The sequence below is a fragment of the Oscillibacter sp. CAG:155 genome (assembly GCA_000436875.1).
GTDB lineage: Bacteria > Bacillota > Clostridia > Oscillospirales > Oscillospiraceae > Oscillibacter.
This window is the reverse complement of sequence record FR890902.1, coordinates 1-12,698: the sequence shown is the minus strand read 5'-3', so window position 1 is coordinate 12,698 and position 12,698 is coordinate 1. Positions and strand designations below refer to the sequence as shown.

At 58.1% G+C, this 12,698-nt stretch carries 12 protein-coding genes and 2 pseudogenes; 8 read left to right on the top strand and 6 right to left on the bottom strand.

Annotated elements, in window-relative coordinates:
* The 3 genes and pseudogenes from QZL67_RS11615 to QZL67_RS05520 all read left to right on the top strand — a co-directional run.
* A pseudogene (locus QZL67_RS11615) lies at positions 1-92 on the top strand (macro domain-containing protein); the annotation flags it as partial.
* Between the two features lie 84 nt (positions 93-176).
* Positions 177-455, top strand: a complete 279-nt coding sequence (locus tag QZL67_RS05525; RefSeq protein WP_022289754.1) for a hypothetical protein — start codon at positions 177-179, stop codon at positions 453-455.
* Between the two features lie 242 nt (positions 456-697).
* Positions 698-874, top strand: a complete 177-nt coding sequence (locus QZL67_RS05520; protein WP_022289753.1) for a hypothetical protein — start codon at positions 698-700, stop codon at positions 872-874.
* A 135-nt stretch (positions 875-1,009) separates the two neighbouring features.
* Here the strand turns inward: QZL67_RS05520 and QZL67_RS05515 are convergent, their stop codons facing one another.
* Positions 1,010-1,531, bottom strand: coding sequence for a helix-turn-helix domain-containing protein (locus tag QZL67_RS05515; RefSeq protein WP_172592787.1), 522 nt, complete (start codon positions 1,529-1,531; stop codon positions 1,010-1,012).
* A 74-nt stretch (positions 1,532-1,605) separates the two neighbouring features.
* A pseudogene (locus QZL67_RS05510) lies at positions 1,606-1,944 on the bottom strand (sigma-70 family RNA polymerase sigma factor); the annotation flags it as partial.
* 105 nt (positions 1,945-2,049) lie between these two features.
* On the opposite strand from QZL67_RS05510, the gene QZL67_RS05505 reads away from it, so the two are divergent.
* Positions 2,050-2,304 (top strand): GIY-YIG nuclease family protein, encoded by a 255-nt coding sequence (locus tag QZL67_RS05505; protein WP_022289751.1) that lies wholly within the window; start codon positions 2,050-2,052, stop codon positions 2,302-2,304.
* Between the two features lie 31 nt (positions 2,305-2,335).
* On the opposite strand, the gene QZL67_RS05500 is transcribed toward QZL67_RS05505, so the two are convergent.
* The 3 genes from QZL67_RS05500 to secA all read right to left on the bottom strand — a co-directional run bounded on the left by QZL67_RS05500 (position 2,336) and on the right by secA (position 7,655).
* Positions 2,336-3,880 carry an ABC transporter substrate-binding protein gene (locus QZL67_RS05500; RefSeq protein WP_022289750.1) on the bottom strand — a complete coding sequence of 515 codons (1,545 nt, stop codon included), beginning with the start codon at positions 3,878-3,880 and terminating at the stop codon, positions 2,336-2,338.
* Positions 3,881-3,892: 12 nt separating this feature from the next.
* Positions 3,893-4,702 carry a peptidoglycan editing factor PgeF gene (pgeF, locus tag QZL67_RS05495; protein WP_022289749.1) on the bottom strand — a complete coding sequence of 270 codons (810 nt, stop codon included), beginning with the start codon at positions 4,700-4,702 and terminating at the stop codon, positions 3,893-3,895.
* A 202-nt stretch (positions 4,703-4,904) separates the two neighbouring features.
* Entirely contained in the window at positions 4,905-7,655 is a 2,751-nt protein-coding gene (gene secA, locus QZL67_RS05490; protein ID WP_022289748.1) for a preprotein translocase subunit SecA, read from the bottom strand.
* A 358-nt stretch (positions 7,656-8,013) separates the two neighbouring features.
* On the opposite strand from secA, the gene QZL67_RS05485 reads away from it, so the two are divergent.
* The 3 genes from QZL67_RS05485 (at position 8,014) to rlmD (ending at position 11,786) form a co-directional block, all read left to right on the top strand.
* A complete protein-coding gene (locus QZL67_RS05485) occupies positions 8,014-9,618 on the top strand; it encodes an MBL fold metallo-hydrolase RNA specificity domain-containing protein (protein WP_022289747.1) in 1,605 nt (534 codons plus the stop codon).
* Between the two features lie 12 nt (positions 9,619-9,630).
* Entirely contained in the window at positions 9,631-10,212 is a 582-nt protein-coding gene (locus QZL67_RS05480; RefSeq protein ID WP_022289746.1) for a hypothetical protein, read from the top strand.
* Between the two features lie 209 nt (positions 10,213-10,421).
* Positions 10,422-11,786, top strand: coding sequence for a 23S rRNA (uracil(1939)-C(5))-methyltransferase RlmD (gene rlmD, locus QZL67_RS05475; protein WP_022289745.1), 1,365 nt, complete (start codon positions 10,422-10,424; stop codon positions 11,784-11,786).
* A gap of 129 nt (positions 11,787-11,915) precedes the next feature.
* Here rlmD and QZL67_RS05470 read toward each other — a convergent pair whose 3' ends face one another.
* Positions 11,916-12,155, bottom strand: coding sequence for a hypothetical protein (locus tag QZL67_RS05470; RefSeq protein ID WP_022289744.1), 240 nt, complete (start codon positions 12,153-12,155; stop codon positions 11,916-11,918).
* Between the two features lie 306 nt (positions 12,156-12,461).
* Here QZL67_RS05470 and QZL67_RS05465 point away from each other — a divergent pair, with 306 nt between their 5' ends.
* Positions 12,462-12,647 carry a hypothetical protein gene (locus QZL67_RS05465; RefSeq protein WP_022289743.1) on the top strand — a complete coding sequence of 62 codons (186 nt, stop codon included), beginning with the start codon at positions 12,462-12,464 and terminating at the stop codon, positions 12,645-12,647.
* The last annotated feature ends 51 nt before the right edge of the window (positions 12,648-12,698 follow it).

The following is a 12,698-nucleotide window of genomic DNA, read 5'->3' as shown; positions in this document are numbered from 1 at the left end:
AGTCGCTGCTGGGTGGCGGCGGTGTGGACGGCTGCATTTATCGTGCCGCTGGATCGGAGCTGCTGGCAGAATATGAAACGCTCCATGGCTGCTGCTTTGCGGAACAGGAATTATCTTGTACTTGAGAGCGCTGTGTGGTACTATATGCTGGTATTGTTCACGATGGGAGAAATTATATGTTCTTTACGATGGATGAGGTCGCGCTTATTGACGGCCTTATTGCGACCTACTTCGTTTCGGATTCTGTATCAGAAGATGTGCGGGTCAGATATTATGAAACGCATCAACACCTCCAAGACAACCGAACCGATTATGTGGATTTGAGGAACATAAAGGAGGCCCTTTTCTTTTTGGCTCCGTTATTTCATGGGAGTATCCAATTCGAAAAGGATATTTGGTCAGTCATTGCAAAGACGCAGAGATTATTAAAAGAGAGCAGCCCTGTTGCAGAGTAAACTGCAGCAGGGCTGTTTCTTTTTCTTCCTATCTTCCTGCATAGTCAATCGTTGGAAGATTTTTATCCCGTTAGGGTGGTCAAAAGGCCCTCTTTTTCTACATTTATTCTGAAGAGCTCTTTAGTTTATGTAGAAGGAGGTCTACATGCTGAATTCGAAGTCTGGGAATATTCAGACACGGCATATGCAATGGAAAACGCACATAGAGTTAAGCATCAAACGCTCTGGAAAGGAGGGCAACAATGGAAGTATTTCTAATCTATCCCAAGTCAGAGCAAGCACAAAAGGAACTTGCCCATGAACTTGCAAAATTTCATGCAGAGCAGGCACTGAAGAACATCTTGAAGTTGCCCTGTTCCACGGAGCAAAAGTTAGAGCTGGTAGATGCAGTAGTGAAGCATTTGAAAGAACAAGCATAATAAATCCACAGGGTTCTCATGAACGCTGACCTGATAGAAAACCGAGCAGACTGATTATCAAGACCAGTCTGCTCGGTTATTCTGTATACGACAGTCACGCAGTACATTCTCATCGCAGTTAAGAGCATTTACCCTCTATTTGAAGTACTTCTCCCAAGTGGATTTGAAAAGTTGTTTTCTGTTCTGCTCCCATTGTTTGAGGTTGCAAAGGCTGATGCCTAGCCTATCAGCATACTCTCTTTGAGTTAGGCCAAGCTTCATTCGAATTGCCTTGATCTGCTTACCCTGGCCGTTTCTCAGAAAGAGATTGTAGTCATCCAGAAGTCTTTCGACTGGAACCTCGAAAAGCTGCGCGATTTTCTCCATGTGCTTCGGAGAGTAAAAGTCCTTTCCATATTCTTCATAATGAATATAAGTACTTCGGTATATACCGGCGTAGTCAGCTACGTCTCTCTGCCGCAAGCCTTTCTGGTATCGAAGCCAGCGGAGCTTGTCCGCTGTTTCAGTGATTTCGGAGAAGTCCGAGAACTGCAGATTGAACTTTTCTGCATCCTGAAACTTGTGCGGCAGTATCACCGGAAATTGAAGAATTTGTAGCGGGGCTACTTTTACTGAACCTGATATATTGGAAATCAGAATGTAGCAGCGGACTTCCACTTGCGCCAGCAGGCGCCATTTTGCACCAAAAGGTGCCTGTTTTGCTACTTCATCCTCCGATAGTTCCGCTATGTGAGGATAGTATTTTCAATGCAGCGGGCCGCATATGTGGCCAACCGCGCGCCTTTGTCCGGGTCAAAACTGGTGATGCCCTTGATGAGGCCGATGGTTCCGATGGAAATTAGGTCCTCCTGGTCCCCATTTTGCGTGTAGTATTTTTTGATAATGTGTGCCACCAGGCGGAGATTGCGTTCAATCAGAATATCCCTGGCATCCTGATCGCCTTGGGCGTAGCGGTGCAGATATTCCCGCTCCTCAGCGGCAGACAGCGGTTTTGGAAAAGAGCCTCCGCCGGAAAGGCGAAGGGAGAACAGCAGTGTATTGGCAAACAGCAGCAGCGCGGCAGACAGCATATGGCACCCCTCCTACCCTTACCCTATGCAGGGCGGGGAAGTCCACATGCGGGGCTTTGCAGGGCCAACAAGACGCACGATATCGAAAACAGAGGGAGTGAGAAAGTGGGAAATTACGTGTACATACTCCGGTGCGGAGACGGGAGCCTCTATACGGGTGCCACGACAGATATTGCAAATCGGCTTGCCGTGCACCGCAGCGGGAAAGGTGCCAAATATACCCGCAGCCGCCTGCCGGTAGAACTGGCCTATCAGGAGGAGGCGGAGGACTGGCCCGCCGCCCTGCGTCGGGAGGCCGCCATCAAACGGATGAGCCGGGCACAAAAGCTGGCACTGATTGCCCGCAGCCCCAATACCTGAAAAAAGAGCGCCCCATCGGGGCGCTCTTAATTTATTTACCTGGGTTGGATTTCAGGTGGATGGAGCAGGAAGTAAGGTTATAGAATGGCTCCGTCATTGTGGATGTCAGATCCTCCAGCACGCCGGTTTGATAAAGAACGGAGGTGGATTTGAAGCATACCGGCAAAATGGGGGCCTGTTCCTTCAGGTAGGCACAAAGTGTCCTCATGGCAGAAGATGGGTCTGCGGCGGAGGCATAGGCGGAGAGAAGCTGATCGGTCTGTGCGTCAGACCAACGACCGTAATTCAGGGAGCCGGAGGTCCCCAGGAGACGGACGAGGTTCCAGTCTGCGGTGAGCTTGACCTCACCATAGTAGAGGTCGAAATTCCCGGCGCTGATCGCGGTCACATACTCTTCCCAGGGGAGGCTCTCCACCTCGATCTTCAGGTCAAAGGCGGACAGGGATTCAGCAAGATAATTGGCGATGGAGACCTTAAAGCTGTTTTCCTCATTGACCAGCAGCTTGACCGTGCGGCTGGAGGTGCCGCCGGCGTATCCGGCAGCGGACATGGCGGAGGCAAAGGCATCGTACGAGTAGACGGACTCCAGATCACCGGGGTAGAGGGACGAGGCCGGAGAGACCGGGAACTGGGCCGCAGTGCCGTGGCCAGACAAGAAGGCACTGATCAGTGCGGCCCGGTTGATTCCCAGGCCCAGCGCCTTGCGCAGGGCAGCGTTGTCAAAGGGCGCACGATTGACATTGATTCCGATATACTGTAAAACCGTGGTATCCACATCCTGGAAACTGGTGTTTCCAGTAGCGGTAATGGGATTTGTGCCGGTGAGATCGGCGGTGAGCAGCTGAATATCATGGGAAGAAAACTGATACAGCAGTGTATCCCGGTCCTCGGCGTCGGAGAGAAAGATCTGCTGGATGGGAAGGGTTCCGCCATTCCACCAGTTGGGATTGGCGGTCAGCCGGCCGCTGGACTCTCCGGCGGTAAACTGATAGGGGCCGGTTCCGATGGGGGTCAGGGAGGTCTCCGTGCCCGCCTTGACGATGGGAATATCCAGCAGGGCGGGGAAGGAGGTATTGGGGCCGGAGAGCGTCACGGTCAGGACGCTGCCGCTGCCGGAGACATCGGTGACCTGATACAGCCGGGTCCGGTAGCGGTCCGAGCTCATGGCCCGGCGCAGCGTGGCCGCCGCATCGGCGGCGGTGAAAGCAGAGCCATCCGAAAACAGAACGCCGCTGCGGAGGGTAAACGTGTAGGTATAGGTAGTGGGATCGTATTGATAGGACGTACAAAGCCAAGGCTGGGGCGTCAGTGTTTCGTCCAGCCGGAACAGCCCCTCGTAGAGCAGCGAGCCTATCGTCTGCTGCACGCCGTCCGGACAGGTGACCGGGTCCAGCGTCTGGTCGGGTTCATAGGGCAGGGTAAAGGTATCGGGCAGCACGATCCGGGTGGTTTCCGTCTCTTCCTCCTGCGGATCATCGGACTGCAGGCTGCTGACCGGCTCGCTGTTTTTGCAGCCGGTCAGCAGCAGGAGCGGAATGGCCGCTGCTGCCAGAATTCGCTTGAATGATCGTCTCATATGCGGCTCCTCTCAATGCTCCTTGTCAAGGGAGATCATGGCCACCTGGGCACCCCGGGCCTGCCCCATCTTACGGTGGGACCAGAAGAGATCCGGACGGCAGGCGGTGCACAGCGGACAGTGGTCGATATGGGCCGGGGAAAGGCCTGACCGCAGCAGCCACTGCCGGTTCAGACCGGAGAGGTCCACGTGCCATTTTGCGCCTTGCCGGGTGAGATAGGGGGCGGCATCCCCCCCAAGAGCCGCTGTCATGGCGGCGGGCACGTCGTCATCCGTCTCAAAGCAGCACTGCTGGATACAGGGGCCGATGGCGGCCACCAGATCCTCCGGACGGGAGCCGAAGGAGGCGGTCATGGCCTGGACCGTCTTTTCCAGAATCCCGGCTGCGCAGCCTCGCCAACCGGCATGGACGGCACCCACAGCCTGTTCCGCTGGATCATAGAGCAAAATGATGCCGCAGTCGGCAGAAAAGACCACCAGGGGAAGCTCTGCTTCCCGGGTAATGAGAGCATCTGCCGCATAGTCCCGGGGAGACAGAAGTCCCTTGCCGGCATCCCCGGCGGTGCACAGGCGAACCGTGGCCTCGTGAACCTGCTTGCTCAGCACTGTGCGGGCAGGGGCCATTCCCAGGGCGCCGCAGAATCGCCGGTAGTTTTCCTGAACGGCGGAGGGGTCATCCCCCCGGCCGGGGGCCAGATTCATGGTATCGAAGGGTGGCTGGCTCACACCGCCCTGCCGGGTGGAAAACCCGTGGCGCACGCCGGAGAGCAGGGGAGAGGTAAGCCAGACAAGGCCATTTTCTTCATGGGTCAGAAAGGACATACGGACCTCCTTGCAGAATTGTCAGAGGAGTTCTTCCGCGCCGTTGCGGTCGTCGGAGGAGTCAGGGGGGGAAAAACTGGAGAGGAGTCAGATCGCATATCAAAGATCTCTCCCCGGAAAAGAAGGCGCCCCCTGCCCTCCGGCAGGAGAACAGGGGACGCATAGCGCTCAGCAACACGATGGGGAAATTTCCCCGTCGGGATCAGTTATCGTGATATTCCTTGCAGGTGCACTTCTTCCACTTGAGGCCGCTGCCGCAGGGGCAGGGATCGTTGCGGCCGATCTTGACAGACTTGACGGGCTGCTTCTTGGGGGCAGTGCCGTCACCGCCCACGTTTTCCACCATGCCCTTGGCCACGCGCTCCCGCTTGACTTCCTCGTCCTTCTTCAGACGGACGGAGAACAGGCGGCGGACCGTCTCATCCTGGATGGCGGCCACCATCTCCTCAAACATGGTGAGAGATTCCTGCTTGTAGGCGATGACGGGGTCGGTGTTGCCGTAGGCCCGCAGGCGGATGCCCTGCTTGAGGTCGTCCATGGCGTCGATGTGATCCATCCAGTACTCGTCCACGACCCGCAGCATGATGACCCGCTCCAGCTCCCGCATGATGGGCGCCGTGATCTCGGTTTCCTTAGCCTCATAGGTCTTGGAGGCGGCGTCGGTGAGGAGTTCCACGAAGTCCTGCTCGGACTTTTCGCCAACTTCCTCCTCCGTCAGGGAAATGGTCCCCTGGGGGAAGTAGAGCCCATCCATGGAGCGCATCATCTCCCGATAACCGGCCATGTCCAGAGCGGACTTTTCACCAAAGGCCATGGCCACGTGGTTGGAGATGGCGGTATGCATCATGTTCAGGATGGTCTCCTTCAGGTCCTTGCCGTCCAGGACCTGCTTGCGCTGATCGTAGATGATCTCCCGCTGCTTGTTCATGACGTCGTCGTATTCCAGCACGGACTTCCGGGACTGGAAGTTGCGGGACTCCACGGTGGTCTGGGCGTTTTCGATGGCCTTGGTGAGCATCTTATTCTCGATGGGGGTGTCTTCATCCAGATCGAACTTCTCCATCATGTTCTGGATGCGGTCACCGCCGAACAGACGCATCAGATCGTCTTCCAGAGAGATATAGAAGCGGGTCTCACCGGGGTCGCCCTGACGGCCGGCACGGCCGCGGAGCTGGTTGTCGATCCGGCGGGACTCATGGCGCTCGGTGCCGATAATGAAGAGACCGCCTGCCGCCCGGACCTTTTCCGCCTCGTCGGCGATCTGGGCCTTGTGCTCCTGGAGCTTTTCGGCATACAGCTTCCGGGCCGCCAGAATGTCCTCGTTGTCAGTCTCGGCATAGCCGGTGGCGTCAGTGATAACGTCCTCCGCATAGCCGGCCTTCACCAGATCCGCCCGGGCCAGATACTCGGCGTTGCCGCCCAGCATAATATCGGTACCACGGCCGGCCATATTGGTGGCCACGGTGACGGCACCATACTTACCGGCCTGGGCCACGATCTCAGCTTCCTTCTCGTGGTTCTTGGCGTTGAGCAGATTGTGCTGGATGCCCTCCCGCGCCAGCAGGGAGGAGAGCAGCTCGTTCTTTTCGATGGACACGGTGCCAACCAGGACGGGCTGGCCCTTTTCGTGGCATTCCTTGATCTGCCGGATCACGGCACGGAACTTGCCCGCCTCGGTCTTGTAGACCACGTCGTGGTGATCGTGGCGCTGGTTGGGCTTGTTGGTGGGAATCTCCACGATATCCAGGTTGTAGATAGTGGCAAACTCCTCCTGCTCGGTCATGGCGGTACCGGTCATGCCGGAGAGCTTGTCATACAGACGGAAGTAGTTCTGGAAGGTGATGGTGGCCAGGGTCTTGTTCTCGCTGGCCACGGTCACATGCTCCTTGGCCTCAATGGCCTGGTGCAGGCCGTTGGAGTAGCGGCGGCCGAACATCAGACGGCCGGTGAACTCGTCAACGATGATGACCTCACCGTCCTTGACCACGTAGTCGATGTCCTTCTTCATGACGCCGTGGGCCTTGATGGCCTGGTTGATGTGGTGGGAGAGGGTGCCGTTGGAGGGGTCCGCCAAGTTGTCCACATGGAAGAACTCCTCCGCCTTGGCAATGCCTCGGGCGGTGAGGGTGGCGGTCTTGGCCTTTTCATCGACGATATAGTCGGCGTCGATGTCGGGGGCTTCCTCCTCCTTGTTGTCCATCTGCACCACCACCTGCTTGGTCAGGCGGGAGACGAACATCTCGGCCATGTCATAGAGCTGGGTGGACTTGTCGCCCTGACCGGAGATGATGAGGGGGGTACGGGCCTCATCGATGAGGATGGAGTCCACCTCGTCCACGATGGCGAAAGCGTGGCCCCGCTGCACCAGCTCGCTGGCGTAGATGCACATATTATCCCGCAGATAGTCGAAGCCCATCTCGTTGTTGGTGCCGTAGGTGATGTCTGCGGCGTAGGCGGCCTGGCGCTCCTTGGTGCTCAGGCCGTGGACGATCAGCCCCACCTTCAGACCCAGGAAACGATGGACCTTGCCCATCCACTCGCTGTCGCGCTTGGCCAGATAATCGTTGACAGTGACGATGTGGACGCCGCGGCCCGTCAGGGCGTTGAGGTAAGCGGGGAGAGTGGCCACCAGGGTCTTGCCTTCACCGGTCTTCATCTCGGCGATGCGGCCCTGGTGCAGCACGATACCGCCCACCAGCTGCACCCGGTAGGGGCGCATGCCCAGCACACGGTCGGCAGCTTCCCGGACGGTGGCGAAGGCCTCGGGCAGGATGTCGTCCAGGGTCTCACCATTGGCGAGACGGTCCTTGAACTCCTGCGTCTTGGCCTTGAGCTGGGCGTCACTCATGGCCTTGTACTCATCGGCCAGAGCGTCGATCTTGTCCACGATGGGGTAGATGGACTTCAGCTCCCGGGAGCTGTAGTCGCCAAACAGTTTCTTCATCAGACTCATCGTTTATGCAACTTCCTTTCCAAACACCCCGTCTGGCGTGAAAAACCGGGTGCCGGGACCCCTGCGGGTCTCTATTTATTAAATAAGTGGGAGTGAATCCCACAAAAAAGCAAAAGTAGCATACCACACTTGAGAAGGGAATGCAAAGAAAAATCCGAATCTGCGCAAAAAGTTCACAATTTCAAGGAACTGAACTGACAAGAATACCAGAAGATGGAAGATTAACCTCAGAAAAATGTACGAAAGGGACAAAGCGCGGCAGCCGGGGAAAACCAGACGCATTTCCCAAATCGTCGATTGTGCTTTCCAGCGGGACATGATATGATAAAGGCAACCAAACGAAAAGGAGGCTCTCCACATGAAGCTCAGCTTTTTTGGCGCCGATCAGTGCGTGACCGGCAGCTGTCACTGTCTGGATATCGGCGGGAAACGCATTCTGGTGGACTGCGGGCTGCAGCAGGGCCGGGACGAGGTATCCAACGCGGAGTTTCCCTTCGCGGCCAATACCGTCGATTACCTGCTGGTGACCCATGCCCACATCGACCACTCCGGCCGGATTCCCATGCTCATCAAGCAGGGCTTCCAGGGGAAGATTCTCACCACGCGGCTCACCGCTGAGCTGCTGGATATCATGTTGCTGGACTCTGCCCATATCCAGGAGCAGGATGCCGAGTGGAAAAACCGCAAGGGCGAGCGGTCCGGCGCCCCTCATGTGGACCCGCTCTATACCATTGAGGATGCCCAGCGGGTGCGGGAGTTCATGACCACCTGCGAGTACGGACAGGTCATCGACCTGTGCGAAGGGGTGGAAGTGGAATTTGTGGACGCGGGCCATCTGCTGGGGTCGGCGTGCATCGCCATGGACCTGACGGAGAACGGCGTGAAAAAGCGCATCGTCTTTTCCGGCGACCTGGGCAACATCAAGCAGCCCATCATCCGGGACCCGGTCCATTTCCAGGGTGCCGATTACGTGGTGATGGAGTCCACCTACGGCGACCGCAACCACACGGAGGTCTGGAGCTACACCGACGATCTTGCAAAGATCATCGATGAGACCATGGCCAGAGGCGGCAATGTGATCATCCCTTCCTTTGCCGTGGGCCGTACCCAGGAGCTCTTGTACTTCATCCGGGAGATCAAGGACGCCCATATGGTCCAATCCAACCCGGATTTCCCGGTGTATATCGACTCGCCCCTTGCCAAGCGGGCCACCACCATTTTCACCGGAGACCTCCACGGCTATCTGGACGACGATGCCATGAAGCTGGTGAAGGACGGCACCCATATGTTCAACTTCACCAACCTCCGGATGACGGAGACCAGCGAGGAATCCAAGGCCCTGAACGAGGACCGCACCCCCAAGGTCATTATCTCCGCTTCTGGCATGTGCGATGCGGGCCGGATTCGCCATCACCTCAAGCACAACCTCTGGCGGCCGGAGTGTACCGTGGTGTTCGTTGGCTTCCAGGGGGAGGGGACGCTGGGCCGGCACCTGCTGGACGGCGCCAAGAGCGTCAAGCTCTTCGGCGAGGAAATCGCCGTCAACGCCCAGATCGTGAACTTCCAGGGCCTTTCCTCCCACGCTGACCGGGATCATCTGCTCAACTGGATCGCAGATTTCCAGGACCCCAAGCCCCAGCACGTCTTTGTGGTCCACGGCGACCGGGAGGTGGCGCCCTTCTTCGCCCAGACCATCCAGGGAATGGGATTCGAGGCCCACGCCCCTCAGTATACGGAAGTCTACGACCTTATCACCAACACTCAGGTGGCGCCGGGGTATCTGCCGGAGCGGAAGATCAAGTCCTTCGATGGCCAGCCCAAGTCCACCGCGGCCTACGAGCGCCTGGTGGCCGTGGGCCAGATGGTGGTGGAGGCCATCAAGCGGGCCAAGGGCCGGGACAACAAGTCTCTGGCGAAATTCGCCGATCAGCTGCGGAAGGTTCTGGAAAAGTGGGACGAGTGAGGGAGGTGTCCCATGAAGCGGCAGCGCACGCGGATTCTGGCGGGACTCCTGGCAGTGCTGGTACTGGCGCTGGCAGGGGCAGTCTATACCCGGCCTCAAATGGAGGTGTGGGGTCCCTCCGGCTATACGGCGGAGGGGGTAGCGGAATTCAACGCCCTGGCGGCGGAGGGAGACGGCTGCCTGCTGGCCGGACTGAACATCGGCTGGCACAACGAGGGACCCCTTTCCTGGACGCTGCCCTACACGGTGCGGGACATCGTGGTTTACGGCACCGACGGACTGCCGCTCCAACAGCAGCCCGTGCGGATCATCTATGACCAGGAGAAGAGCAATGTGATGCCCGGCGCGGGCTTCCGGGAGAGCCGGGAGACCCTTCTGACGGACTATGCGGGACATGGGGCGGAGCTGGTGGAGCTGCCGGCATCCTTTTCTACCTTCAGCCCCAACCTCTCGGCGCTGGTGCTCTTTGAAGAGCCTCTGCCGGAGGACGCCGGGGCGTGGCAGGCGCGGCTGGAGTACCGCTTGCTGGGACTGATCCCGCTGTCGGAAGAGACGGGATTGTTTGCGGAGTTTGGAGAAGAGGCGTCGGATTGATCGACGCGGGGCCCGGCGGGGAACGGAGCGGAACTCCGCCTCCATATCCCCACGGAAAACGGATCCTGGCGTCTGAGTAGGATCGTCGGGGGCCTGCCATCAAAGAAAAGCACCGTTTGGATTTTTGGGACTGTTTCATCAGCGGACCGAATCCGGGAAGTTCCGGATGAATGGACGGACCGCAAAAACGAGCATTAAGGAGCACCGGGATGGAGAAACTAAAAGAAGGCGGCGTGTACACCGGCACTGTGGAGGGATACTCCAGCGAGGGCCTGGGCATCGTCCGCCTGGACGGGGCCGTGGTCTTTGTTCCCCGGGCGGTCCGGGGGGAGACCGTGGATCTGAGAATCACCAAAGTCATGAAAACCGCGGCGGCGGGGGAGATCGTGAAGATCCACCATCCCTCGCCGGAACGGGCGGAGCCGGAGTGCCCCTATTACGGCCGGTGCGGCGGCTGCGACTTCCAGCACCTGACTTATACGGAGGAGCTGTGGGCCAAGCGGCAGCGGGTCCAGGATGCCCTGACCCGCATCGGCGGGACGGACCTCCAGGTGGAGGAGATACTGGGGGCGAAGAACCCCACCCACTACCGCAACAAGAGCCAGTACCCCGTGGGGGCGGACGGGTCCATCGGCTTTTTCCAGGCCCGGAGCCACCGGGTGGTGCCCATTGAGCGATGCCTGATCCAGTCGGAGCTCTCCGACAAGACGGCTCAGGCAGTGGCGTCCTGGATGAAGCGGTACAAGATCCCGGCCTATGACGAGACCACCGGAAAGGGATTGATCCGCCATGTGTATGTCCGGGTGAACCGGGCGGGGGAGAGCCTTTGCTGCGTGGTGGCAAACGGACGGCAGGTCCCCCGAGAGCCGGAACTGGCAGCGTTGGTCCGCTCCGCTGCGCCCCGGACGGTGGGCGTGGTGCTCAACACCAACACCCGCCGGGGCAATGTGATCCTGGGGGAGAAGTACCGCACCATCTGGGGCCAGGACTTTTTGATGGATACCCTGTGCGGCCTCACCTTCAAGCTGTCGGTGCCCTCGTTCTATCAGGTGAACCGGGATCAGGCGGAGGTGCTCTATGGCAAAGCTCTGGAGTATGCCGGCCTCACCGGGCGGGAGACGGTGCTGGACCTCTACTGCGGTACCGGCACCATCACGCTGTGCCTGGCGGCCAAGGCAGGTCGGGCCATCGGCGCGGAAATCGTCGCGCCTGCCATCCGGGATGCCCGGGAGAACGCAGCGCGCAACGGCGTGGAAAATGCGGAGTTTTTCTGCGGTGATGCCTCCGATGTGTCGGCCAAACTGGAGGCCGAGGGATTGCGTCCGGATGTGGTCACGGTGGACCCGCCCCGGAAGGGGCTTGCGCCGGAGGTCATCGATTCCGTGGCGGCCATGGGACCGGAGCGGGTGGTATATGTCTCCTGCGACCCTGCTACGCTGGGACGAGACGTGAAGCGTTTTGCCCAGGTGGGGTATACGGCCGTCCGGGCCTGCGCCGTGGATATGTTCCCCGGCACCCGGCATGTGGAGAGCGTGGTGCTGCTGTCCCGGGACCACGGGACGGAAACGCCCTGAAAAAACGAAAAGAGGCGGCAGATGCCGCCTCTTTTTATAGATATGCAAAAGTTGTTTCCCACCTGAAAAAAGCGTGCAGAACTGCGGCTGCTGGATTTGCGCCGCAGGCTGCACGCTTTATTTTACGGCTCAGTCCAGATAACTGCCCACCGGGCTGGAATTGTATTGCTTCTTGATGACGAGCAGGATGGAACCGTCTGGCTGCTCCGTCTCTTCCACGATTTTGTACTGGGTGCGGCTGCGGTCCATTCCCCGCTTGTACTGCTCCACTTCCTGCTTTACCAGAGACACGGCGTACCCATGGTCCACGCCTTCTTTGAGCATAAAGTGGAGCGTTTGGCAGATACAGGCTGCTTTGATGCGCTTCATGGATTGATCTTCCTTTCCAATCTCAAAAATAAAACGTGCAGCCGCACGCAACCGGAATTACGCATGCAAGCTACATGTTGTACTTTTGTTATATGAAAATCCGACAAATTTTGCAAAGGCAGTTTTCAACAAAAAATGTTGAAAAAAATTTTGCAGTTCCATCTCGCTGGCTGAGCGGTGAAAAACTCCCGTTCTGATCTGCACCGCCGGGAAGCACAGCGGAAAAAGAGTTGTAAAATCCGGGGGAACGGTGTATCATAAGTACAAGCATCCGGGAAACTTGCCCGAAATGAGGAGGAACCTGCTATGAGCAAAACTGCACGCATGGTCATGAAGATCGTTGGCGCCAGTCTGGCTTTCGCTGCGTTTGTCTGCCTGCTGATCGGCGGCTGGCACGATCTCAGTGTGGGCTGCTGCGGAATGAAAAAGCGCCTGACCCAGAGATTCGGCTCTGAGTATGATGATTACGCGGATGACGAGCTTTACGACTGAGTGATTTGAAAAAGCGGCCCCGGCTTTAGACGGGTGCTCGTAAGAAAGTAA